20 protein-coding genes are annotated in these 22,777 nt (G+C 71.4%); 11 read left to right on the plus strand and 9 right to left on the minus strand.

Features of this window, described 5'->3' with window-relative positions; all coding sequences use genetic code 11:
- Positions 1 to 310 precede the first annotated feature (310 nt).
- Positions 311 to 2,416 carry a S9 family peptidase gene (locus AB0H75_RS14595; protein ID WP_367796038.1) on the plus strand — a complete coding sequence of 702 codons (2,106 nt, stop codon included), beginning with the start codon at positions 311 to 313 and terminating at the stop codon, positions 2,414 to 2,416.
- Positions 2,413 to 3,408, plus strand: coding sequence for an L-glyceraldehyde 3-phosphate reductase (gene mgrA / locus AB0H75_RS14600; RefSeq protein ID WP_367796041.1), 996 nt, complete (start codon positions 2,413 to 2,415; stop codon positions 3,406 to 3,408). The genes AB0H75_RS14595 and mgrA overlap by 4 nt, the downstream gene beginning before the upstream one ends.
- A gap of 49 nt (positions 3,409 to 3,457) precedes the next feature.
- Here the strand turns inward: mgrA and AB0H75_RS14605 are convergent, their stop codons facing one another.
- On the minus strand, positions 3,458 to 5,845 hold the full coding sequence (locus AB0H75_RS14605) for a YbhN family protein (RefSeq protein ID WP_367796043.1): 2,388 nt from the start codon (positions 5,843 to 5,845) through the stop codon (positions 3,458 to 3,460).
- Positions 5,846 to 6,065: 220 nt separating this feature from the next.
- Here AB0H75_RS14605 and AB0H75_RS14610 point away from each other — a divergent pair, with 220 nt between their 5' ends.
- Complete coding sequence (locus AB0H75_RS14610; RefSeq protein ID WP_367796045.1) at positions 6,066 to 8,087, plus strand: molybdopterin-dependent oxidoreductase; 2,022 nt, start codon at positions 6,066 to 6,068, stop codon at positions 8,085 to 8,087.
- A 6-nt stretch (positions 8,088 to 8,093) separates the two neighbouring features.
- Here AB0H75_RS14610 and AB0H75_RS14615 read toward each other — a convergent pair whose 3' ends face one another.
- A complete protein-coding gene (locus tag AB0H75_RS14615; protein WP_367796048.1) occupies positions 8,094 to 8,552 on the minus strand; it encodes an N-acetyltransferase family protein in 459 nt (152 codons plus the stop codon).
- A 75-nt stretch (positions 8,553 to 8,627) separates the two neighbouring features.
- On the opposite strand from AB0H75_RS14615, the gene AB0H75_RS14620 reads away from it, so the two are divergent.
- Positions 8,628 to 9,077: a hypothetical protein gene (locus AB0H75_RS14620; RefSeq protein ID WP_367796050.1), complete on the plus strand. Its 450-nt coding sequence runs from the start codon at positions 8,628 to 8,630 to the stop codon at positions 9,075 to 9,077.
- 15 nt (positions 9,078 to 9,092) lie between these two features.
- Here AB0H75_RS14620 and AB0H75_RS14625 read toward each other — a convergent pair whose 3' ends face one another.
- Together AB0H75_RS14625 and AB0H75_RS14630 are read right to left on the minus strand one after the other, a co-directional pair.
- On the minus strand, positions 9,093 to 9,473 hold the full coding sequence (locus AB0H75_RS14625) for a VOC family protein (RefSeq protein ID WP_367796052.1): 381 nt from the start codon (positions 9,471 to 9,473) through the stop codon (positions 9,093 to 9,095).
- A gap of 43 nt (positions 9,474 to 9,516) precedes the next feature.
- Positions 9,517 to 10,314: a methyltransferase domain-containing protein gene (locus tag AB0H75_RS14630; protein WP_367796055.1), complete on the minus strand. Its 798-nt coding sequence runs from the start codon at positions 10,312 to 10,314 to the stop codon at positions 9,517 to 9,519.
- A 104-nt stretch (positions 10,315 to 10,418) separates the two neighbouring features.
- Between AB0H75_RS14630 and AB0H75_RS14635 the strand changes: the two genes are divergently transcribed.
- The 3 genes from AB0H75_RS14635 (at position 10,419) to AB0H75_RS14645 (ending at position 13,611) form a co-directional block, all read left to right on the plus strand.
- Entirely contained in the window at positions 10,419 to 12,224 is a 1,806-nt protein-coding gene (locus AB0H75_RS14635; RefSeq protein ID WP_367796058.1) for an acyl-CoA dehydrogenase, read from the plus strand.
- 128 nt (positions 12,225 to 12,352) lie between these two features.
- Positions 12,353 to 13,291, plus strand: a complete 939-nt coding sequence (locus AB0H75_RS14640; RefSeq protein WP_367796061.1) for an MBL fold metallo-hydrolase — start codon at positions 12,353 to 12,355, stop codon at positions 13,289 to 13,291.
- A gap of 95 nt (positions 13,292 to 13,386) precedes the next feature.
- Entirely contained in the window at positions 13,387 to 13,611 is a 225-nt protein-coding gene (locus tag AB0H75_RS14645; RefSeq protein WP_367796064.1) for a hypothetical protein, read from the plus strand.
- On the opposite strand, the gene AB0H75_RS14650 is transcribed toward AB0H75_RS14645, so the two are convergent.
- From AB0H75_RS14650 to pdhA, 4 genes are all read right to left on the minus strand, one after another.
- Positions 13,608 to 13,919 carry a Dabb family protein gene (locus AB0H75_RS14650; RefSeq protein ID WP_367796066.1) on the minus strand — a complete coding sequence of 104 codons (312 nt, stop codon included), beginning with the start codon at positions 13,917 to 13,919 and terminating at the stop codon, positions 13,608 to 13,610. The two genes, AB0H75_RS14645 and AB0H75_RS14650, sit on opposite strands and share 4 nt — an antisense overlap.
- 85 nt (positions 13,920 to 14,004) lie before the next feature.
- Positions 14,005 to 15,465: a dihydrolipoamide acetyltransferase family protein gene (locus tag AB0H75_RS14655; protein ID WP_367796068.1), complete on the minus strand. Its 1,461-nt coding sequence runs from the start codon at positions 15,463 to 15,465 to the stop codon at positions 14,005 to 14,007.
- 12 nt (positions 15,466 to 15,477) lie between these two features.
- Entirely contained in the window at positions 15,478 to 16,458 is a 981-nt protein-coding gene (locus tag AB0H75_RS14660) for an alpha-ketoacid dehydrogenase subunit beta (protein ID WP_367796070.1), read from the minus strand.
- Positions 16,455 to 17,552: a pyruvate dehydrogenase (acetyl-transferring) E1 component subunit alpha gene (gene pdhA, locus AB0H75_RS14665; protein ID WP_367796072.1), complete on the minus strand. Its 1,098-nt coding sequence runs from the start codon at positions 17,550 to 17,552 to the stop codon at positions 16,455 to 16,457. The genes AB0H75_RS14660 and pdhA overlap by 4 nt, the downstream gene beginning before the upstream one ends.
- A 226-nt stretch (positions 17,553 to 17,778) precedes the next feature.
- Here pdhA and purS point away from each other — a divergent pair, with 226 nt between their 5' ends.
- The 4 genes from purS (at position 17,779) to purL (ending at position 21,676) form a co-directional block, all read left to right on the plus strand.
- Entirely contained in the window at positions 17,779 to 18,027 is a 249-nt protein-coding gene (purS, locus tag AB0H75_RS14670; RefSeq protein ID WP_367796074.1) for a phosphoribosylformylglycinamidine synthase subunit PurS, read from the plus strand.
- 167 nt (positions 18,028 to 18,194) lie between these two features.
- The gene (locus tag AB0H75_RS14675) at positions 18,195 to 18,632 is read left to right on the plus strand and encodes an ATP-binding protein (RefSeq protein ID WP_367796076.1); all 438 of its coding nucleotides are present in this window, start codon (positions 18,195 to 18,197) and stop codon (positions 18,630 to 18,632) included.
- A 117-nt stretch (positions 18,633 to 18,749) separates the two neighbouring features.
- Entirely contained in the window at positions 18,750 to 19,430 is a 681-nt protein-coding gene (gene purQ, locus AB0H75_RS14680; RefSeq protein WP_367796078.1) for a phosphoribosylformylglycinamidine synthase subunit PurQ, read from the plus strand.
- Positions 19,427 to 21,676: a phosphoribosylformylglycinamidine synthase subunit PurL gene (purL, locus tag AB0H75_RS14685; protein ID WP_367796081.1), complete on the plus strand. Its 2,250-nt coding sequence runs from the start codon at positions 19,427 to 19,429 to the stop codon at positions 21,674 to 21,676. Before purQ ends, purL begins: the two co-directional genes overlap by 4 nt.
- 120 nt (positions 21,677 to 21,796) lie before the next feature.
- Here purL and AB0H75_RS14690 read toward each other — a convergent pair whose 3' ends face one another.
- Complete coding sequence (locus tag AB0H75_RS14690; RefSeq protein ID WP_367796084.1) at positions 21,797 to 22,711, minus strand: hypothetical protein; 915 nt, start codon at positions 22,709 to 22,711, stop codon at positions 21,797 to 21,799.
- Positions 22,712 to 22,777: the final 66 nt, after the last annotated feature.

The raw sequence follows: 22,777 nt of genomic DNA on the forward strand, positions 1-22,777 counted from the left end.
CCGTTCCGTTTCCTGTCAAATTGACCGGGCCGGTACGACCTGCTGGAATTAATCCACACCCCGTTTCCGGGGCAACCCCTCTAACTTACCAGCCCACAGACCGTCTAGCGAATCGATCTCCGGACCGGCGAGTCCCAAGGGATTACCGGCGAACAGCAGCACAACGCACACCGAAGTCACCGGAGTGAAGGAGGAGGGTTGTGCCGCATCTCGTCGGCTCCTAAAGATTAGCAGCGCCTCCGACCGCTCGTGCCGCTTCGTGTTGTTCTCCGGACACGGAACGATCACGACCGGACCATAGACTCCCCACGTGAGCAGTTACCCGCCGCCAGTGGCGAAGAAGATCCCCACGGAGCGCACCCACCACGGCGACACCGTCATCGACGAGTACGCCTGGCTGGCCAACAAGGACGACCCCGACACCAAGGCCTACCTGGAGGCGGAGAACGAGTTCCTCAAACAGCAGACCGCCCACCTGGCCGACCTCCAGGAACAGGTGTTCCAGGAGATCAAGGGCCGCACCCAGGAGACCGACCTGTCGGTGCCGAGCCGCAAGGGCGCCTGGTGGTACTTCAGCCGCACCGAGGAGGGCAAGCAGTACGCCGTCTCCTGCCGCGTCCCCGCTGACAGCGACGCGCCCCCGCGCATCACCCCGGGCGAGCGCCTGGACCACGAGCAGGTGATCCTCGACGGCAACGAGCTGGCGGGCGACAGCCCGTTCTTCTCGGTGGGCACCAGCTCGGTCACCCCCGACGGCACGATGCTCGCCTTCTCCACCGACTTCAAGGGCGACGAGCGCTTCACCCTGCGCTTCAAGAACCTGGAGACGGGCGAGCTGCTGCCCGACGAGATCGCCGACATCTTCTACGGCGGCGCCTGGTCGGCCGACGGATCGGCGTTCTTCTACACGCGCGTGGACGACGCCTGGCGCCCCTACCAGGTCTACCGCCACACCCTCGGCACGCAGGAGGACGTCCTGGTGTACGAGGAGAGCGACGAGCGTTACTGGGTGGGCATCGGCCTGACCCGCAGCGAGAAGTACCTGGTGCTCGCGGCGGGCAGCAAGATCACCAGTGAGGTCCGCGTCCTCGACGCGGCCGACCCGTCGGGCGAGTTCCGGCTCGTCCGCCCCCGCACGACGGGCGTGGAGTACAGCGTCGAGCACGCCGGCGACTTCTTCTACGTCCTGCACAACGAGAACGCCGAGAACTTCGAGCTGGCCACCGCCCCGCTCGACGCCCCGGGCACGTGGACGCCGCTGATCCCCCACCGCGCGGACACCCGGCTGCTGGAGGTCGACGCCTTCTCCGACCACGCGGTGGTGCACTTCCGCCGCGACGGGCTGACCGGGCTGCGCGTGCTGCCGTACCCCGGCACGGCGGCCGACGGGTGGCGGGAGCGCGCCGAGGCGGCCGAGCGGAACGCGTACGAGATCGACTTCCCCGAGCCCTTGTACGACGTCGGCCCCGCCGGCAACCCCGAGTTCACCACGACCCGGCTGCGGCTGGCGTACACGAGCATGGTCACCCCGCCCAGCGTGTACGACTACGAGCTGGACTCCCACGAGCTGATCCTGCTCAAGCAGCGCCCGGTGCTGGGCGGCTACGACCCGGCGCACTACGAGCAGTTCCGCGAGTGGGCGACGGCCGAGGACGGCACGCGCGTCCCGATCTCGATCGTCAAGCGCAAGGACGCGGCCAGGCCCGCGCCGACCCTGCTCTACGGCTACGGCAGCTACGAGACCTCCATCGACCCGGGCTTCTCGGTGCCGCGGCTGTCGCTGCTCGACCGCGGGTTCGTCTTCGCGATCGCGCATGTCAGGGGCGGCGGCGAGATGGGCCGCCACTGGTACGAGGACGGCAAGCTGACCAGGAAGCGCAACACGTTCACCGACTTCGTGGCGGCGGCCAGGCACCTGAAGGCGTCCGGCTGGAGCGAGCGGATCATCGCGCGCGGCGGCTCGGCGGGCGGCCTGCTCATGGGCGCGGTGACGAACCTGGCGCCGGAGGAGTTCGCGGGCGTGGTGGCCGAGGTGCCGTTCGTGGACGCGCTCAACACGATCCTCGACCCGTCGCTGCCGCTGACCGTCATCGAGTGGGACGAGTGGGGCGACCCCCTGCACGACCCCGACGTGTACGCCTACATGAAGAGCTACACGCCGTACGAGAACGTGGACGGCCGGCCGTACCCGCCGATCCTGGCGATCACCAGCCTGAACGACACCCGCGTCCTGTACCACGAGCCGGCCAAGTGGATCGCCCGGCTGCGGGCGACCGCGCAGGGCGGGCCCTTCCTGCTCAAGACGGAGATGGGGGCCGGGCACGGCGGGCGCAGCGGGCGTTACGACGCCTGGCGCGAGGAGGCGTTCGCGCTCTCCTGGGTCATCGAGAGGGGCATCGAGAGGGGCACGGCGTGACCTACCGGGCCGACGGGCGGCGTTACGAGCGCCAGCCGTACAACCGCAGCGGGCGCAGCGGGCTGAGGCTGCCCGCGGTGTCGCTGGGGCTGTGGCACAACTTCGGCGACGACCGGCCGGTGGAGAACTCGCGGGCGATCCTGCGCCGGGCGTTCGACCTGGGGGTGACGCACTTCGACCTGGCCAACAACTACGGCGTGCCGTACGGCTCGGCGGAGCGCACCTTCGGCCGGATCTTCCACGAGGACTTCGCCCCGTACCGGGACGAGCTGGTCATCTCCACCAAGGCCGGGTACGACATGTGGCCCGGCCCGTACGGCGAGTGGGGCTCGCGCAAGTACCTGCTGGCCAGCCTCGACCAGTCGCTCGCCCGCATGGGCCTGGACCACGTGGACATCTTCTACAGCCACCGGCCCGATCCGGACACGCCACTGGAGGAGACCATGGGGGCGCTGGACCGGGCGGTGCGCTCGGGCAAGGCGCTGTACGCGGGCATCTCCAACTACTCGGCCGAGCAGACCGCGCAGGCGGCGCGGATCATGCGCGAGCTGGGCACGCCGCTGCTCATCCACCAGCCGTCGTACTCGATGATCAACCGGTGGATCGAGGACGGGCTGCTGGACACGCTGGAGGAGGCGGGCATGGGGTGCATCGTGTACTCGCCGCTGGCGCAGGGCCTGCTGACCGACCGCTACCTGAAGGGCGTGCCGGCGGACTCGCGGGCGGCCACCAGCCGGTTCCTCAGCGCCGACCGGATCGACAGGGAGCTGGCGCGCGACCTCGGCGAGATCGCGCGGGGGCGGGGCCAGACGCTGGCCCAGATGGCGCTGTCGTGGACGCTGCGGGATCCGCGGGTGACGAGCGTGCTGATCGGCGCGAGCAGCGTGCGGCAGCTCGAGGACAACGTCTCCTGCGTGGACGGCCCCGCCTTCACCGAGGACGAGCTGGAGGCCATCGACAAGATCACCGGCCCGGCTTCGTCGGCCCGGTGATGGAGCTGCCGCCTCTGATGGAGCTGCCGCCTCTGATGGTTCGCTCCGCTCACAGGGCCTCGTGCCGCTGGAGGTAGGTGAAGGCGGCCCAGCCCGGCAGCACCGGCAGCCAGAACGTGAGCAGCCGGTGCAGCAGCACGGCCGAGGTCGCCAGCTCGGCCGGCAGCCCGGCCACGGTCAGGCCCAGCGCCAGCGCGCCCTCGACCGCGCCCAGCCCGCCCGGGGTGGGCGCGGCCGAGCCGATCGCGTTGGCCGTGAGGTAGACGACGGCGACGGCGGTGAAGCTGAGGCTGCCGCCGAACGCCGACACGCAGGCGTCCAGGCACGTCACGAACGTGATGGTGATCATGAGGGTGCCGGCGCACGCCTCGATCATCTTGCGCGGCGACTGGAGCACGTCGAGCAGGCGCGGCAGCACGTTGCCGAACAGCCGGCGCATCCGCGCGGTGATCAGCCTGCGCAGCGGCGGCACCCCGAGCACCACCACGACGAGCACCGCCAGCGCCAGCAGCACCAGCACCAGGCCCCGCGAGGGGGTGAAGGAGGTGGCGGTGTTGGAGCCGGTGATGTAGGCGAACAGCAGCAGCAGCGCGATGTGGAAGACCAGCATGATGAGCTGCGAGGCGCCCACGCTGGCCACCGCGCTGGCCGGGGCGATGCCGCGCTTCTGCAGGTAGCGGGTGTTGATCGCGACCCCGCCGACGGCGGCGGGCGCGACGAGCTTGACGAACGAGGACGCGAACTGCACCAGCACGGTCCGCCACAGCGGCAGCGGCTCGGGCACGAACCCGCGCAGCATGAGCGCGGCGGCCACGAAGCTCACGAACGAGGCCAGCAGCGCCAGGCCCGACCAGGCCCAGTTGGCCGTGGTGACCACCTGGTAGAGGTTGACCTGGCTGAGCTGGGAGAGCAGGAAGTACGCGGCGATCGCGCTGGCGATGATGGTGACGAGGGTGCGCGGGCGGAACCGTTCGAGGCGCACCTCCTCGACCTTGCTCTGCGGCTTGAGCGCGACGATCTGCTCGCGGATGCCGGGCAGCACGTGCTTGGCCTTGCCCAGGGCCGAGCGGGTCTCCCTGGTGAGCGCGATGCGCTGGAGCAGCGGCATGGCGGCGGCCAGCACGTCGGAGCCCATCACGGCGGCCGCGGCGCGGACCGAGCGCTCGGGGCCGACGCGCAGCGCGAGGTAGGTGAGGAGCTGGGCGACGTCGATGCGCAGCAGCAGGTCGCCGGCGGCGATCTCGCCGCTGCGCGCGTCGGTGAGCACGACCCGGCCGGCCCGGTCGAGGTGGATGCCGTCGCCGGTGAGGCGGCGGTGGGCCAGGCGCTGGATCTGGAGCAGCTCGACCTGCTCCCAGATCTGGTGCAGCAGGGCGTCGTCGATCTCCTCGTCGGGCACCTCGTCGAGGGGGCGGGTCTCCAGGTGCTCGTAGGCGAGCAGCGCGGCCTCGGTGCCGATCTCGCTGGTGCCGAGCAGCCGCGGGGTGCCGGCGCCGGCGGCCTGGGCGGCGTACGCCATGAGCGCCTCGCGCTCCAGCTCGGCGCGCAGGGAGCGGATGGCGCGGCGGCGGGTCTCGGAATTGAGCCGGATGCGCCGCCACAGCCGGTAGGGCAGCCCGGCCACCTGCCGGTCGCGGTCGAGGACGGTGACGTCGAGGCTGGTGCCGTCCTTGAGCCCGACGGCGTAGCGGCGGCTGCCCTGGTGGTCGTCCTCGATGCGGCGGGCGGAGACGACCTGGAACGACAGCTTGCGCAGCGCGGCCACCACGGCGTTGCCCGGCGGCCTGGTGTTGGGGCTGCCGACGCCGTAGAGGGTGGCGTAGCCGATGGCCATGCCGACCAGGACGGTGACGATGGCGCTGGGCAGCGTGATCTGGCGGCCGGAGAAGAAGGCGAGGATGTAGAGGGCGATCGTGGCCCACATCAGCATCCGCCAGGTGGGGCGGCGGGAGATGCGGACCGCGGTGGCGTAGGCGACGACCGAGGTGAGCAGGGTGCTCAGCGGCTCGATGTCGCGGTTGCCGGTGAGCAGCACGCGCAGGTCCTCGGCGTTGCCGCCGACGAGCCACTGGCCGATCAGGAACGAGCCGGCCATGCCCACGATGGCGGCGATGAGCCCTTCGGCGACCCGCAGGCCGTCGCGGTGGAAGACCCGCTCGACGGCGAACGCGGCGGGCACGACGAGCACGGCGGCACCGCCGAGGAAGGCGGCGATGCGGCTCAGCAGCGGGACGAGCTCGGCGCCCTGCTTGACGTCCTGCTCCAGGCCGATGAGCGTCTGCTTGGCGACCAGGGCGAGCAGGACGACCGCGGCCAGCACCGCGAGCGTGACGAAGAAGCGCAGCAGGTCGGAGGGGCGGCGCAGGCGCTGGGGCAGCAGGGGCTCGACGACGTAGACGTCGGTGGGGGCGTCGGTGCCGGCGCGCGGCTCGCCCACGGCTGGATCCCCCTCCGTGGGGCTCGCCGTGTCATCTCGTTCCCTGATTTCGGCCACCGTCAGTGATTCTGCACCTTCCCGGCCGGACGTACGCTTTCCGGTGTCCAGTGTCCCCGTTTCGTGCCGCGGTCGCCGGGCTGCCGCGTGACGTCCGCGCAGGCAGGCTACACGGTGGGGCTCCAGCGGTTCATCTCACATCGCTCGACATAAGCTGTGTCCTATGTCGGGTGAATTGAGGGTTCTGGGGGCGTGTCCGCTGGACTGCCCGGACACCTGCTCCTGGGTCGTCACGGTGGACGGCGGCAAGGCCGTCAAGCTGCGCGGCAACCCGGACCAGCCCTACACCAGGGGCGCGTTGTGCGTGAAGGTCAATCGTTACCTGGAGCACACGCAGGCGCCCGACCGCATCCTGTACCCCATGCGCAGGGTCGGCCCGAAGGGGTCGGGGCGGTTCGAGCGGATCACGTGGGACGAGGCGCTGGAGGAGATCGCGACCCGGCTGCGCGCCATCGTCGACGAGCACGGCGGCGAGGCCATCTGGCCCTACCTCGGCACCGGCACGCTCGGCTACCTCCAGGGCTGCGAGGGCGTGGCGGGCCGGCGGTTCTGGAACGTGCTGGGCGCGTCCAAGCACTGGCTCAACATCTGCTCGGCGGCCGGCAACAGCGGGCTGTTCCGGGCGAACGGCACCGCGGGCGGCATGGACCCGGAGAACTTCGCCCTCTCCAAGCTGATCCTGCTCTGGGGCACCAACACGCTGACCAGCGGCCACCACCTGTGGAAGTTCATCCAGGACGCCCGCGCGGCCGGCGCCCACGTGGTGGCCATCGACCCGATCCGCACCAGGACCGCCGACCAGGCCGACGAGTACCTGCCCATCCGGCCGGGCACGGACGCGGCGCTCGCGCTCGGCCTGCTCAACGTGGTGCTCGCCGAGGGGGCCCAGGACGAGGAGTACCTGGCCGCGCACACCGAGGGCTGGGCGGAGTTCCGCGAGGAGATCCTGGCCCATCCGGTGGAGAAGGTGAGCGAGATCACCGGCATCCCGGCGGCCGACATCCACAGGCTGGGGACGAGGCTGGCGCACACGCGGCCGACCGCCATCCGGGCCACGATGGGCATCCAGCGGCACGCGGGCGGCGGCACCGCCATGCGCACGATCGGCGCGATCCCCGCGGTCACCGGCGACTGGCGGCACCCGGGCGGCGGTGTGGCGTACTCGACCAGCGGCCACGTCCGGCTCGCCATCGACACCCGCGACGACCTGCTGGCCAAGCCGGTGCGGACGCTGGTCATGACCAAGCTGGCCTCGCAGCTCGACGACGTGAAGTGCCTGTGGGTGTACGCGGCCAACCCGCTCGGCTCCACGCCCGACGCCAACACGATCCGGCGGCAGCTCGCCCGCGAGGACCTGTTCACGGTGGTCATGGAGCAGTTCCCGACCGACACCGTGGACTACGCCGACATCGTGCTGCCGGCCACCATGCAGACCGAGCACCACGACCTGCACGCCGGGTACGGGCACCTGTACCTGCTGTGGAACGAGGCCGCCGTCGAGCCGCCGGGCGAGTGCCTGTCCACGACCGAGACGTTCCGGCGGCTGGCCCGGCACATGGGGCTGACCGAGCCGTCCCTGTACGACTCGGACCTGGAGCTGGCCGAGCAACTGCTGTCCAGCGGGCACCCGTCGCTGGAGGGTGTCACGCTCGACCGGCTGCGCAAGGAGGGCTGGGTGCGGATGAACTATCCCAAGCCGTTCGCGCCCTTCGCCGACGGGTTCCCGACCCGGTCCGGCAGGATGCGTTTCCCGCGGGCCGGGCAGGCGTACACGCCCTCGCACGCGACGCTGGCGGCGGCGGAGGGCTCGCCGTACAAGCTGACGCTGATCACGCCGGCCGCGCACACCTCCTTGAACACCACCTTCGGCAACAACGCCGAGCTGCGGCGGCGCGCCAAGGACCCGGTGGTGCTGGTCAACCCGGCCGACGCGGCGGCGCGCGGGCTGGCCGACGGCCAGCGGGTACGCGTCCACAACGACGGCGGCGAGTTCCTGGCCGACGTGGAGATCAGCGACCGGGTGGCGGCCGGGGTCGTGGCCTCGCCCAAGGGCCGCTGGCCGAAGCTCAGCCCCGGCGGCTCGAACGCCAACGCGGTCGTCGCCGAGCGGGACGCCGACATGGGGATGGGGCCGGGCTTCCACGACAACCTGGTCGAGGTGAGCCCGGTCTCCGTCGGGGCGTGAGGGCGCTCAGCCCAGCGCGAGCTTGAAGCCCTCGTGGGAGGCGGCGAAGCCGAGCGAGTCGTAGAAGCGGTGCGCGTCGGTGCGGGTCTTGTCGGAGGTGAGCTGCACCATGGCGCAGCCGCGCTCGCGCGCGCGGTCCACGGCCCAGCCGATCATCCGGCGGCCGATCCCGTGCCCCCGGGCCGAGGCGTGCACGCGTACGGCCTCGATCTGGCAGCGCTCGGCCCCCAGCCGGGACAGCCCGGCCAGGTAGGTGAGCTGCATCGTGCCCACCACCTTGCCGTCCAGCTCGGCCACGACGAGCTCGTCGTACGGGTCGGCGTCGATGCGCTCGAAGGCCGCCAGGTAGCGCGGGTCGCCGGGGTCGCCCTCGCGCCGCGCGCCGAGGGGGTCGTCGGCCAGCATGGCGACGATCGCGGGCACGTCGTCCGCGCGCGCGATGCGGAAGGTCACGTCTTGTCGCATGACCGCATCATGTCAGGGACGGCTCAGGGTCCGTCCCCGATGCCCCCGGGGGGCGCCGGAAGGGACGATGGATCCATGAACGAGATCAGTCGACGCGATGAGGTATCGCTTTCGGGCGCCGCGCTGCGGGGCGCCCCTTGGAAGGCCGCGGCCGTCGGCGGCGGCGCCATGACCGTGGCCGCCCTCGGCACGGGCTGGCTCACCGACCACGTCGACCTGGTATGGGCTCTCGGGCTCGGCATCAGCCTGTTCACCCTGATCGCCGCGCTCGGGGCGGTGGCCAAGCCGAACGAGGGCGACCGGGTCACCCGCCAGGCACGCCTGTGGTCGCTGCGCCACCCGTGGAAGTTCGCGCTGCTGCCCGCGGGCATCACAGCGGTGCTGGACTACCCGGTGCAGCTCGTCCTGGACGGCGAGGGGGTGTTCGGCTCGGCCGCGCAGGCGTTGTGGCACGGCGCGCTGGTCTACCTGATCGCCGGCATCCTGACGCTCACGATGCAGGGCCGGGCGCGCTCGGCCCGGTGACCCCCCGCACGTCCCTCAGGAAGCCTCCCGCTCGGCCTGGCTGCGGCACACGCAGAACTCGTTGCCCTCGGGGTCGAGCATCGTCACCCATCCGGTGCCGTCCGGACGCCGCCGATCGGCGTCGATGGTCGCGCCCAGCCCGACGAGCCGCTCGACCTCCTCGTCCCTGGTGCGGCCGTCGACGCCGTTGACGTCGAAGTGCAGGCGGTTCTTGGCCGTCTTGCCCTCGGGGACGCGGATGAACAACAGGTAGGGGCCCTGCTCCGTACGCAGCATGACCTCCTCGTCGCCCGGGTGGTCGTCCTCGCCCAGGGGAAGGCCGGTGGCCCGGCTCCACCAGGAGGCGATCTCGTACGGGTCGGCCGCGTCGACGGTGACGGCGTGGATCTCGATCACGGGGATACCCAACCCCGACACCACCGAAGACGTCAAGCCGGTTTCAGTCCCACCAGATCGTGACCCACCGGTCGCGCGGCAACGGCCACATGCCGAGCTCGGCTGCCGTGGCCGCCACCTCGTCCACCCTGGACGGATCCAGGCACGCCCGCCGGCAGGCGTTGGCCGCCAGCTCCTCCAGCGTGTCGAAACGTTCCAGGGGCGCCTCGCGCTCCTCCACCCGCACCGCGAAGCCGAGCGCCGCCGCCAGCGCCACGCAGTCCTCGGCGATCGGCCGCACCGGCCGGTCGATGCCGTGGAAGTGCTGCCAGAGCGGGGTCATCCAGCTCATCGGATGGCGGTGCGGCAGCTCCAGCACCACCCGCCCGCGCGTGCGCGCGTCCAGCGCCCGCAGGAAGGCGGCCAGGTCGGGCACGTTGTAGACGACGTGGGCCGCCACGGCGACGTCGGCCGTCGGGACCCGGTCGGACACGTCGGGCCAGCGGCCGTGGACGGTCGTGACCGGCACCCCGAGTTTATCCGCCCTGAGCGTGAGCCCTTCCAGCATCGCGGCCGAGGGGTCCACCGCGTACAGGTGGCCGATGCGCTCGCGCAGCGGCAGCGAGGACGCGCCGGCGCCGGATCCCACGTCGAGGAGCGTGCCCCGGTCGGGCAGTGCCTCGGCCAGCCGGGTCATGGTGGGCCCGTCGTCGCGGTCGGCGAGCGCGCGGTCGGTGCGCGCCCCGAACCGCTCCGGCGAATGGCCCCACGGATCGACGGGGGCCTTGGCCAGGATCTCCTCGGGGATGGCCCAGGATTCCAGTCGCTCCCGCCACCGGGCGGCGAGTTCTTCGGCGTCCATGGAGACGAGCATGCCATGCATGGCGGGGGTTACCCGCGGGTAGCATTCCAGAGTAAGGTTACTCACCAGTACACCCCTTCCTCGGTTCAAGGAGATCGACGCCCATGGGCCACTACAAGAGCAACGTGCGTGACCTGGAATTCAACCTCTTCGAGGTCTTCGGGCGACGCGAGATACTCGGCACAGGGCCCTTCGCCGAGGTGGACGAGGACGTCGCGCGCAGCATCCTGGCGGAGGTCAACAGGCTGGCCACGGGCGTGCTCGCCGACTCCTTCGAGGAGGGCGACAGGAAGCCGCCGGTCTTCGACCCCGCCACGGGCACGGTCACCATCCCCGAAGGCGTCAAGAAGTCGTTCAAGGCGCTGGTGGACGGCGGCTGGGCGCACCTGGACCTGCCGACCGACCTGGGCGGCCCCGGCATCCCCCGCAGCCTCGCCTGGGCGACCGCCGAGATGGTGCTCGGCGCCAACCCCGCGCTCTACATGTACGCCGCCGGCCCGAACTTCTCCTACACCCTGTGGAAGCTCGGCACCCCCGAGCAGAAGCGCTTCGCCGAGCTGGCCATCGAGCGCAACTGGGGCGCCACCATGGTGCTGACCGAGCCGGACGCCGGCTCCGACGTGGGCGCCGGCCGCACCAGGGCCGTACGGCAGCCCGACGGGAGCTGGCACATCGAGGGCGTCAAGCGCTTCATCACCAGCGCCGAGCACGACATGGCCGAGAACATCTTCCACCTCGTGCTGGCCCGCCCCGAGGGCCACGGCCCCGGCACCAAGGGCCTGTCGATGTTCCTGGTGCCGAAGTTCCATGTGGACCTGGAGACCGGCGAGCTCGGCGAGCGCAACGGCGTCTACGTCACCAACGTCGAGAAGAAGATGGGCCTGAAGGTCTCCACGACCTGCGAGCTGACCTTCGGCGAGCGGCACCCGGCGGTCGGCTGGCTGGTCGGCGAGGTGCACGAGGGCATCAAGCAGATGTTCATGGTCATCGAGCACGCCCGCATGATGGTCGGCACCAAGGCCATCGCCACGCTCTCGACCGGCTACCTCAACGCCCTCGAGTACGCCAGGTCCCGCGTCCAGGGCGCGGACCTGACCAAGATGACCGACAAGGCCGCCCCGCGCGTCACCATCTCCCACCACCCGGACGTACGCCGCGAGCTGATGCTGCAGAAGGCGTACGCCGAGGGCATGCGCGCCCTGGTCCTCTACACGGCCACCTTCCAGGACGCCGTCATGATCGACCCGGACGACCGGCACGCGTACGCCATGAACGAGCTGCTGCTGCCGCTGGTCAAGGGCGTCGGCTCCGAGCGGTCGTACGAGCTGCTGTCGCGCTCGCTGCAGACCCTGGGCGGCTCCGGCTACCTCCAGGACTACCCGATCGAGCAGTACATCAGGGACGCCAAGATCGACTCCCTGTACGAGGGCACCACCGCCATCCAGGGCATGGACCTGTTCTTCCGGAAGATCCTCCGCAACCAGGGCGCGGCCGTCGGCTCGCTGCTGGCCGAGATCAACGCCTTCGCCGCCTCCGAGGCGGGCAACGGGCGGCTGAAGGAGGAGCGCGGGCTGCTGGCCGAGGCCGCCGGCGAGGTCAAGGCCATGGGCGACACGATGGCGACCTGGGCGCTCGGCTCGCTGGAGAAGCCGGAGGAGGTCTACAAGGTCGGGCTCAACACCACCCGCCTGCTGCTGGCGCTCGGCGACCTGGTCATCGGCTGGCTGCTGCTGCGCCAGGCCGAGGTGGCGCTGGCGAAGCTGGCCGACCGCGAGGACCCGTTCTACCTGGGCAAGGTCGCGGCGGCCTCGTTCTTCGCCAAGACCGTGCTGCCCCGCCTGGCCGCCGAGCGGCGCGTGCTCGACTCCACCGGCCAGGAGCTCATGGAGCTCCCGGAGGAGGCTTTCTGAGCCGCTGAGCCGCTGAGCCCCCACTGTTCCTGCCACCCGCGGCAGTCCGCGCAGAACGCCCGCCTCCGTGCGGGCGTTCTGTCGTTGAGGACACAGCGAGCGGGCCCGCGGGCGGGTAGCTTCGCGGCATGAGCTCCTCCCGGCACGACCACCCCCTGCCGCCGCCGCGCGTCGAGGAGGTCTCCGACGGCGTCTACGCCTACGTCCAGCCCGACGGGAGCTGGTGGATCAACAACACCGGGTTCCTGGCCGGGCGGCGCGGCGTGATCTGCGTCGACGCCTGCTCGACCGAGCACCGCACCCGGCTGCTGCGCGAGGCCATCGGCAAGGTCAGCGGGCGGCCGATCACCACGCTGATCAACACCCACCACCACGGCGACCACACCTTCGGCAACTGGCTGTTCCCGGAGGCGACGATCGTCGGGCACGAGGGCGTGCGCGCGCAGATCCTGGCCGACGGCGTCCCCTCCTACCGCTCCGCCTGGTCGGCCGAGGTCGAGTGGGGGGCGCTGGAGCTCGCGCCGCCGTTCCTCACCTTCACCGACCGGATCACCGTCCACTCCGACGACCTGCGGTGCGAGGTCCGGCACGTCGGGCACGCCGCGCACACCACCAACGACTCGTACGTGTGGATCCCGGAGCGGCGGGTGCTGTTCTGCGGCGACCTGGTCTTCAACGGCGGCACCCCGTTCGTGCTCATGGGCTCGGTCACCGGCGCGCTCGACGCGCTCGCCCGGCTCAGGGAGCTGGGGGCGGAGACGATCGTCCCGGGGCACGGCGAGGTGTGCGGGCCCGAGGTCTACGACGAGGTCGAGGGCTACCTGCGGTTCGTGCTGGAGACCGCCGGACGCGGCCGGCGGGCGGGGCTGTCGCCGCTCGACGCGGCCCGGCAGTGCGACCTCGGCGAGTGGAGCCGGCTGCTGGACGCCGAGCGCCTCGTGGGCAACCTGCACCGCGCCTACGCCGAGCTGGACGGCCGGCCGCCGGGCGCGCCGATCGACCTGACCGCCGCCCTGCTCGACATGATCACCTACAACGGCGGCCGGCCGCTGTCCTGCCTGGCCTGAACGGCGCCGCCACGGGTGTGGCCGCCGATACCCGGGTATGACCGTGGGCGTAATCGCCGTTTGCCGAAGGCCCGCTCGTCTACTGGAGGCTCGTCATGGGTGTCGGGGTCAGCATCTTCTTCCTCACGCTCGGCGCCATCCTGAGGTTCGCGATCGAGCCCGACGTCTTCGGGAAGAGCGTGCACATGGACGTCATCGGGCTGATCTTCATGATCGTGGGTGGCGTGGGCGTGGTGCTGAGCATCGTGCTGGCCCCGCGGAGGGGCCGCACGTCGGATGACCGCCTGATGCACCGCGAGAACCACCCGCCGGAGCTTTAGGCCCCGGCCTGCTCCTGGATCTCCAGCTGCACGGCCGCGCGGGCGGCCACGATCGGCTTGATGTGCTCGGCGACGACCGCCTGGTGCCGCGGGTGGTCGCGGTAGACCAGGTAGTCCTCGACGGTGTCGAAGTCGGCCACCACCGCGTAGTCGTGGTTGCCCTGGTTGAGACCGGCGTCGGGGCCGACGGTGTAGGCGCGCAGCTGCGGGATGGCGGCCGGCAGCTTGCGCAGCTCGGCGGTCACCATGGCCCGCTGCTCGTCGGTGGCGGTGTCGGTCCAGGTGAACAGCACGATGTGGCGGATCATGGCACGACCCTACCGGCGATCGCCGGGAGAGGGGTTCCCTCCCGGCGACCGCCGCCGTCCACGTCGGCCCGGCCGAGGGCCCGGCTCAGCTCCAGGCCATGATCCGGAGCGGGTCCTCCAGCATGTCGCCGACGTCGCGCAGGAAGCGCGAGCCCAGCTCGCCGTCCACGATGCGGTGGTCGAACGACAACGACAGGGTGGTCACCTTCCGCACGGCCAGCTCGCCGTCCACCACCCACGGCATGTCCCTCACCTGGCCGAAGGCGAGGATGGCTGCCTCGCCCGGGTTGAGTATGGGGGTGCCGGTGTCCACGCCGAACACGCCGACGTTGGTGATCGTGATCGTGCCGCCCGCCATCTCGGCCGGCTGGGTGCGGCCCGCGCGGGCCGTCTCCGCCAGCTCGGCCAGGGCCCGCGCCAGGTCGGGGAGGCTGAGGGTGTGGGCGTCCTTGATGTTGGGCACCACCAGGCCCCGGGGGGTGGCCGCGGCGATGCCGAGGTTGACGTAGTGCTTGACGACGATCTCCTGGGCCTGCTCGTCCCAGGAGCTGTTGATCATCGGGTGGCGGCGGGCCGCCGTCAGGACGGCCTTGGCCACCAGCAGCAGCGGGCTCACCTTGAGGTCGGCGAAGTCCGGCAGGGCACGCAGGCGCCGGACGGCCTCCATCGTGCGGGTGGCGTCGATCTGGAGGAACTCCGTGACGTGGGGGGCCGTGTAGGCGCTGGAGACCATCGCCTGGGCCGTCATCTTGCGTACGCCCTTGATGGGGACGCGCTCCTCCAGCTCCTGCCGGGCCTCCTGCCGCCTGGCTCCGGCCGCGGCCGGGGCCGCCTGCTCGGGCGCGGACGCCGCCGCGTGGACGTCCTCCCGGGTGATGGAGCCCCGCGGGCCGGTGCCGGTGACCGTGGTCAGGTCCACGCCCAGGTCCTTGGCCAGCTTCCTGACCGGCGGCTTGGCCAGCACGGAGATCGCGGCCGGCACCGCAGGGGCGGGGGCCGGGGCGCCGTCCACCTCGACGCGCCTCGGGTTGGCGACCGGGGTGGCGGGGATGGTGGTGTCAGGGGTGGCGGCGGCGGTGGCGGGCTTGCGGGGGCGGCGCTTGGTGGCGCTGGTCTTGACGCCGTAGCCGACCAGGACCGCCTGGCGCTCCTCCTTCGGCGCCGGGCTGCCGTGCGCGCCCGGCTCGACGGCGCCCTCGGCCGGAGGCCGGGGGACCAGGTCGTCGGCCAGCGCCCTGGCCCGGTCCGCCGGGGCGTCCTCGCCGGTCACCGCCGCCGGCGGCGGGCCGGGGTCGGGGGCGCCCTCCTCCGCCACGTCCACGGCGATGATCGCCACGCCCACGTCGACCGTCGCGCCCTCCTCGGCCAGCAGGCCGGAGACCACGCCGTCCCACGGGATCGGCAGCTCGACGATCGACTTGGCGGTCTCGATCTCCACCACGATCTGGTTGACCTTGACCTCGTCGCCCGGCTGGACGTGCCAGCGGACGATCTCGGCCTCGGTCAGCCCCTCCCCGACGTCGGGGAGCTTGAACTCGCGTCGCATGGGACCCCCTTCTCAGTACCCGAAGGTCCGGTCGACGGCGTCGAGCACCCGGTCCAGGTCGGGCAGGTAGTGCTCCTCCAGCTTGGACGGGGGGTAGGGCGTGGAGAAGCCGCCCACCCGCAGCACGGGGGCCTCCAGGTGGTAGAAGCACTGCTCGGTGATGCGGGCGGCCAGCTCGGCGCCGAAGCCGCCGTAGACCGGCGCCTCGTGGACGACCACGACCCGGCCGGTGCGGCGCGCCGACTCCATGACCACGGGCTCGTCCAGCGGGTTGAGCGAGCGCAGGTCCACGACCTCCAGCGAGCGGCCGTCGTCCTCGGCCGCCGCCGCGGCCTCCAGGCAGGTCTTCACCATCGGCCCGTACGCCAGCAGCGTGACGTCGGACCCCGGGCGCACCACCCTGGCCGCGTGCAGCGGCGGCCACCAGTCGGTGGCGGAGGTGTCGATGTCGGCCTTCTCCCAGTAGCGGCGCTTGGGCTCGAAGAACAGCACCGGGTCGTCGCTGCGGATGGCCTGCTGGATCATGGTGTAGGCGTCCGCCGGGTTGGAGCAGGCGACCACGCGCAGCCCGGCGGTGTGCGTGAAGTACGCCTCCGGCGACTCGCTGTGGTGCTCGACCGCGCCGATGCCGCCGCCGCAGGGGATGCGGACGACGACCGGCAGCTTGATCGCCCCGAGCGAGCGCATGGGCATCTTGGCGAGCTGGGTGATGATCTGGTCGGCGGCCGGGAAGACGAAGCCGTCGAACTGGATCTCGCACACCGGCCGGTAGCCGCGCAGCGCCAGCCCGATGGCGGTGCCGATGATGCCCGACTCGGCGAGCGGCGTGTCGATGACGCGGTCCTCGCCGAAGTCCTTCTGCAGGCCGTCGGTGACGCGGAAGACGCCGCCCAGCTTGCCGACGTCCTCGCCCATGATGAGGACCTTGGGGTCGTCCTCCATCGCCTTGCGCATGCCCTCGTTCAGGGCCTTCGACAAGCTCAGGATGGTCACTTCTCGAACCCCTCCAGGTAGGCGGCGAACTGGGCGCGCTCCTGGTCGACCAGGGCGTGGGGCTCGCGGTAGACGTGGTCGAAGATGTCGAGCGGGCGCGGGTCGGGCATGGCCAGGCAGCGCCGGCGCAGGTCGGCGCCGAGCTGGTCGGCCTCCTTGTCGACCGAGTCGAAGAACGCCTGGTCGGCCAGCTCGTTCTTGAACAGGTAGGACTTCACCCGCTCGATGGGGTCCTTCAGCTTCCACGCCTCCAGCTCGCTGGCCACGCGGTAGCGCGTCGGGTCGTCGGTCGTGGTGTGCGCGCCCATCCGGTACGTGTACGCCTCGATGAGCGTCGGCCCCTGCCCGGTGCGCGCGGCCTCCAGCGCCTTGCGGGTGACCGCCAGGCAGGCGAACACGTCGTTGCCGTCCACCCGGATGCCGGGGAAGCCGAAGCCGGAGGCGCGGCGGTAGAGGGGGATGCGGGTCTGCTTCTCCAGGGGCTCGGAGATGGCCCACTGGTTGTTCTGGCAGAAGAACACGATCGGCGCGTTGGCGACGCTGGCCCAGATGAACGACTCGTTCACGTCGCCCTGGGAGGTGGCGCCGTCGCCGAAGTAGACGATCGTGGCGGCGCTGGCGTCGTCGCGCTGGATGCCCATCGCGTAGCCGACGGCGTGCAGGGTTTGGCTGCCGATGACGATCGTGTAGAGGTGGAAGTTGTGCTCCTTGGGGTCCCATCCGCCGTGATTGACGCCGCGGAACAGGCCGAGCAGCTTCACCGGGTCGACGTCGCGGCACCAGGCCACGCCGTGCTCGCGGTAGGTGGGGAAGGCCATGTCGGCGTCGGTCAGCGCGCGGCCCGAGCCGATCTGGGCCGCCTCCTGGCCGAGCAGCGAGGCCCAGATGCCGAGCTCGCCCTGGCGTTGCAGGGCCACGGCCTCCAGGTCGATGCGCCGGACGAGCACCAGGTCGCGGTAGAGCGACCGGACCTCCTCCGGGGTCAGATCGACGTCGTAGTCAGGGTGCTCGACCCGCTCGCCCTCGGGGGTGAGCAGCTGGACGAGCTCCGGGGGTGCTTCCGTCTGAGCACCGTGAGAGGCGTCGAGTGTCACGTGCCGCTCCTGTGCGGTCGGGGCTGGTCTCGGTGGGGTTGCCACCTTAGGCCAGCCTTCTCGGCGGTGAACCATGTGGTGGTGGTTCGTACGCTTTTGGGGACATCGTGGCAGACGTCACAGCCCTTCGCGCAAGCCCCATCTCCTCCCCGTTCCCGTTGTGCCCTCAGCCACACACCCCCGGTAGGCTGGCTTTCCCATCCCCACCGCACGCAGGAGGAAGTCAGTGGCGCGCGTCATCGTGGACGTCATGCTGAAGCCCGAGATCCTCGACCCGCAGGGCCAGGCGATCGCGCGGGCGCTGCCCCGGCTCGGCTTCTCCGGCGTCTCCGCCGTCCGCCAGGGCAAGCGGTTCGAGATCGAGCTCGACGGCCCCGCCGACGGGGCGGCCCTGGAGGAGGTCCGCAAGATGGCCGAGACGCTGCTGGCCAACACCGTGATCGAGGACTACGCGGTCCGGGTTGAGGAGCAGTAGGGAGATTTGGCGTCCTGAATTACCCGTGGCCGGTTAAAGCCGGGTTCCGGCGTGCCACAATGCCACGGGCGTGCCAACACTGAATAACAACAACGTGATTTTGCGGTTAGCCCCGTTTTCACAGGGAAATCTACTCCAGGTGAGATTGCTGCGCCCGGAGGAGTCCGGTGGATATTGAGTTCTCGTTGGCACTGCCCAGGGATGCGATCGGCATACCGATGGTCAGGAGAGTGCTCGGCGATGCCATGAGGTCGCTCAACGTGAGCGAGACCTGCATCGCCGACATGCTGCTCGCCGTCTCCGAGGCGTGCTCCAACGCGGTCCGGCACGGCGGCCCCGCCAACCGCTACGAAGTGACGGCGGCCATCGGCTACGGCCAGTGCGACGTGCGGGTGGCCGACAGCGGCACCGGAGTGCCGTCGATGCCGCACGGTTTCCCCCCTGCCGACACCGAGAACGGCCGCGGGCTGCTCATCATGCGCTCCGTCGTGGACGAGATCTCCTTCGGCGTCACGCCGGGCCGTGGCACCACCGTTCACCTGCGCAAATCGCTCGACTGGGACGACGAGGCCGGCGCCCGCCCCCGCGAGCTCGCCGCCGTCTGACCGTGATACCGGGCATCTGAGCGCACCCGATAGTCTGAAGACACCGCCGCAGACCACCGTCCGACCCCGAAGAGACGGTGGCGCGTGCGCGCGCATTCCTCGGAGGGGACGACTGTCATGAGCGCTGCCCGTGTGGGCGTAGTCACGTTTCCAGGAACTCTCGACGACCAGGACGCCGCCAGAGCCGTGCGCCTCGTGGGCGCGGAGGCGGTCCCGCTGTGGCACGCCGACCACGACCTGAAGGGAGTGGACGCCGTGTTCCTGCCCGGCGGCTTCTCCTACGGCGACTACCTGCGCTGCGGCGCCATCTCGCGGTTCGCCCCGCTGATGGACGAGCTGATCCCGGCCGCCAGGGCGGGGCTGCCGGTGATCGGCACCTGCAACGGCTTCCAGATCCTGTGCGAGGCGCACCTGCTGCCCGGCGCGCTGACCCGCAACGCCTCGCTCCACTACGTCTGCCGCGACCAGCGGCTGCGCGTCGAGCGCACCTCGACCTCCTGGACGAACGCCTTCGAGCGGGGCCAGGAGATCACCCTGCCGATCAAGCACGGCGAGGGCCGCTACGTCGCCTCCGCCGAGACCGTGGCCGAGCTGGAGGCGGGCGGCCAGGTGGTCGTGCGCTACGTCGGCAACCCCAACGGCTCGCTCAACGACATCGCCGGCATCAGCAACGCCGCCGGCAACGTCGTCGGCCTCATGCCGCACCCCGAGCACGCGGTCGAGGAGCTGGTCGGCGCCCCGAGCACCGACGGCCTCGGCTTCTTCACCTCCATCCTCAAGTCCCTGGTGAACGCATGACCGACACCGTGCAGCGGGCGGCCGAGACGCCCGACGAGCCCATGCCCTTCGCCGAGCTGGGCATGAAGCAGGACGAGTACGACCGGGTCAAGGAGATCCTGGGCCGCCGTCCCACCGGCTCCGAGCTGGCCATCTACAGCGTCATGTGGTCGGAGCACTGCTCCTACAAGTCGTCGAAGGTGCACCTGCGGCAGTTCGCCACCAAGGCGCCCAAGTCCGAGGCGCTGCTGGTCGGCATGGGCGAGAACGCGGGCGTGGTGGACATCGGCGACGGCTGGGCGGCCACGTTCAAGATCGAGTCGCACAACCACCCGTCGTACGTCGAGCCCCACCAGGGCGCGGCCACCGGCGTCGGCGGCATCGTCCGCGACATCATGTCGATGGGCGCCCGCCCGATCGCCGTGATGGACTCCCTGCGCTTCGGCGCCGCCGACGCCGTGGACACCCGCCGCGTGCTGCCCGGCGTGGTCGAGGGCATCAGCAGCTACGGCAACTGCCTGGGCCTGCCCAACATCGGCGGCGAGGTCGTCTTCGACCCCTGCTACATCGGCAACCCCCTGGTCAACGCCCTGTGCGTGGGCCTGCTGCGCAAGGACCAGATCAAGCTGGCCACCGCGCCGGGCCCGGGCAACAAGGTCGTGCTGTTCGGCGCGTCCACCGGCCCCGACGGCATCGGCGGGGCGAGCGTGCTGGCCAGCGCCACCTTCGAGGACGAGTCGCAGGCCAAGCGGCCGGCCGTGCAGGTGGGCGACCCGTTCATGGAGAAGCTGCTCATCGAGTGCTGCCTGGAGCTGTACGCGGCCGACGTGGTGGTCGGCATCCAGGACCTCGGCGCGGCCGGCGTCTCCTGCGCCACGACCGAGTTGGCCGCCAAGGGCACCGGCGGCATGACCGTCGACCTCAACCTGGTGCCGCTCCGCGACCCCTCGCTCCGCCCCGAGGAGATCCTCATGAGCGAGTCGCAGGAGCGGATGATGGCCGTGGTCCGGCCCGACGACATCCCGGCGTTCATGGCGATCTGCGCCAAGTGGGACGTCCCGGCCGCCGTCATCGGCGAGGTCACCGACACCGGCCGCCTCGTCATGACGTGGGACGGCGAGGTCATCGTGGACATCCCGCCGGGCACGGCCGCCGACGACGGGCCGGTCTACGAGCGCCCCTACCACGAGCCGGCCGGGCAGAACGCGCTCAACGCCGACGTCCCCGACCACCTGGAGCGGCCCGCCGACCTGCGCGGGACGCTGCTGAAGCTGCTCGGCTCGCCCAACCTGGCCTCCAAGGAGTGGGTGACCGACCAGTACGACCGCTACGTCCGCTCCAACACCGTGCTGGCGCAGCCGGCCGACGCGGGCATGCTGCGCATCGACGAGGCCATCGCCGGGGCGGAGCCGACGACCCGGGGCATCGCCCTGGCCACCGACGGCAACGGCCGCTACGCCAAGCTCGACCCGTACGCCGGGGCGCAGCTCGCGCTGGCCGAGGCGTACCGGAACGTGGCCGTGACCGGCGCCAGGCCGCTGGCCGTCACCAACTGCCTCAACTTCGGCTCCCCCGAGGACCCTGAGGTCATGTGGCAGTTCGCCGAGGCCACCCGCGGCCTGGCCGACGCCTGCCGCGCCCTCGGCGTGCCGGTGACCGGCGGCAACGTCTCCTTCTACAACCAGACCGGCTCGACGGCCATCAACCCGACGCCGGTCGTGGGCGTGCTCGGCGTGATCGAGGACGTCGCCAGGCGGGTGCCGACCGGGTTCGTGGCCGACGGGCTGCGGGTGGTGCTGCTCGGCGACACGCGCGAGGAGTTCGGCGGGTCGGAGTGGGCGCACGTCGTCCACCACCACCTGGGCGGGCTGCCGCCGCAGGCGGACCTGGAGGCCGAGCAGGCGCTGGCCACCGTGCTGGTGGAGGCGGCCGGGCGCGGGCTGCTGGCGGGCTCGCACGACCTGTCCGACGGCGGGCTGGCGATCGCGCTGGCCGAGTCGTGCCTGGCGCGGGGCGTGGGCGCGCGCGTGGAGCTGGCCGGCGACCCGTTCGTGGACCTGTTCAGCGAGTCGGCGGCGCGGGCGCTGGTCGTGGTGCGGCCGGAGGCGTACGAGGAGCTGGCCTCGCTGTGCGGGCGGAACGACGTGCCGTGTTACGGGCTCGGGGTCACCGGCGGGGAGTCGCTGGTGGTCGAGGGCGCGTTCGAGGTGCCGGTCGAGGAGCTGCGGGAGACGCACCGGGCGGCGCTGCCCGCGCTGTTCGGCTGACGTCCCCAGGTCGGACGTCCTTGGGGGTACCGCTCACGTCGAAGGGCCGGCACGACGCGCTCGTGCCGGCCCTTTCGGCGTTCCTACGGGGTTGTCGGCGTTCCTACGGGGTTGTCGCCGTCACGCCTTCTTCAGGCAGATCGCGTAGACGGTGCCGCTGACCGAGGTGCCGTTGTTGCCCCCCTGGCCGATGCGCTCGTTGCCCTCGGCCGCGACGTTGTTGCCCGCGCCGTTGTCGTCCTTGGCGACGCTGACCGTCCAGCCCGTGCCGCCGCTCGGCGCGCTGGCCGTGACGACCGCGTTCTTCAGGCTGCCGAAGCTGAAGCCGCCGCCGGTGACGACGCCGCCCTGGCAGGAGGCGGTCGCGGAGCCGATGCCGTTCAGCGAGACGGTCTTGGTGTAGGTCGTGTAGGTGGAGCCGTCCTTGCCGTCCTTGCCGTCGTCGCCCTTGGGGCCCTGCGGGCCACGGTCGCCCTTGGGGCCCTCGGGTCCCTCGGGGCCGCGCGGGCCGGTGTCGCCCTTCGGACCCTGCTCGCCCTTGGGACCCTGCTCACCCTTGGGACCCTGCTCGCCCTTCGGGCCCTGCTCGCCCTTGGGACCCTGTTCCCCCTTCGGGCCCTGCTCGCCGTTCTTGCCGTCCTCGCCCTTCGTGCCCTGCGGGCCCTGGGGGCCGGTGTCGCCCTTGGGGCCCTGCGGGCCGACGGGGCCCTGCCTGCCGGGGCGGCCCTGCGGGCCCTGCGCGCCGGTGTCGCCCTTCGGGCCCTGCGGCCCGGTGTCGCCCTTGGGGCCGACGGTGACGGAGTTCGTGGTCGCCTCGCCGCTGCCGCCGCCGATCAGGATGCGGATCTCGGTGACGCGGCACTTCGTGGCCGGGTTCACGATGCGGGCGTAACGCGTCTTCTTGTTCACGCAGGCGGTCACCTGACCGGCCGCCGACGAGGCGGTGGCGACGCCACCGACGGTGAGGAGCGAGGCGGCGAGCGCTCCGGCGGTGGCGAGGGTGAGCATGCGCCCACCACGGACCTTGAGGGCCACGGCTGTTCCTTCCGGATACGGATGATGCTGGAGTGGTGCGTGAGATACACGTTTCAAACGCTCCAA

It is taken from the genome of Nonomuraea sp. NPDC050783 (assembly GCF_040802095.1).
Lineage (GTDB): Bacteria > Actinomycetota > Actinomycetes > Streptosporangiales > Streptosporangiaceae > Nonomuraea.

Bases quoted from the DNA above. Each gene is read 5' to 3' on its own strand.
- AB0H75_RS14610 (WP_367796045.1), top strand. From the start codon at position 6,066: ATGTCGGGTGAATTGAGGGTTCTGGGGGCGTGTCCGCTGGACTGCCCG.
- AB0H75_RS14655 (WP_367796068.1), bottom strand. From the start codon at position 15,465: ATGCGACGCGAGTTCAAGCTCCCCGACGTCGGGGAGGGGCTGACCGAG.
- AB0H75_RS14615 (WP_367796048.1), bottom strand. From the start codon at position 8,552: ATGCGACAAGACGTGACCTTCCGCATCGCGCGCGCGGACGACGTGCCC.
- purL (WP_367796081.1), top strand. From the start codon at position 19,427: ATGACCGACACCGTGCAGCGGGCGGCCGAGACGCCCGACGAGCCCATG.
- AB0H75_RS14645 (WP_367796064.1), top strand. From the start codon at position 13,387: ATGGGTGTCGGGGTCAGCATCTTCTTCCTCACGCTCGGCGCCATCCTG.
- AB0H75_RS14620 (WP_367796050.1), top strand. From the start codon at position 8,628: ATGAACGAGATCAGTCGACGCGATGAGGTATCGCTTTCGGGCGCCGCG.
- AB0H75_RS14640 (WP_367796061.1), top strand. From the start codon at position 12,353: ATGAGCTCCTCCCGGCACGACCACCCCCTGCCGCCGCCGCGCGTCGAG.
- AB0H75_RS14635 (WP_367796058.1), top strand. From the start codon at position 10,419: ATGGGCCACTACAAGAGCAACGTGCGTGACCTGGAATTCAACCTCTTC.
- AB0H75_RS14630 (WP_367796055.1), bottom strand. From the start codon at position 10,314: ATGGACGCCGAAGAACTCGCCGCCCGGTGGCGGGAGCGACTGGAATCC.
- purQ (WP_367796078.1), top strand. From the start codon at position 18,750: ATGAGCGCTGCCCGTGTGGGCGTAGTCACGTTTCCAGGAACTCTCGAC.
- AB0H75_RS14650 (WP_367796066.1), bottom strand. From the start codon at position 13,919: ATGATCCGCCACATCGTGCTGTTCACCTGGACCGACACCGCCACCGAC.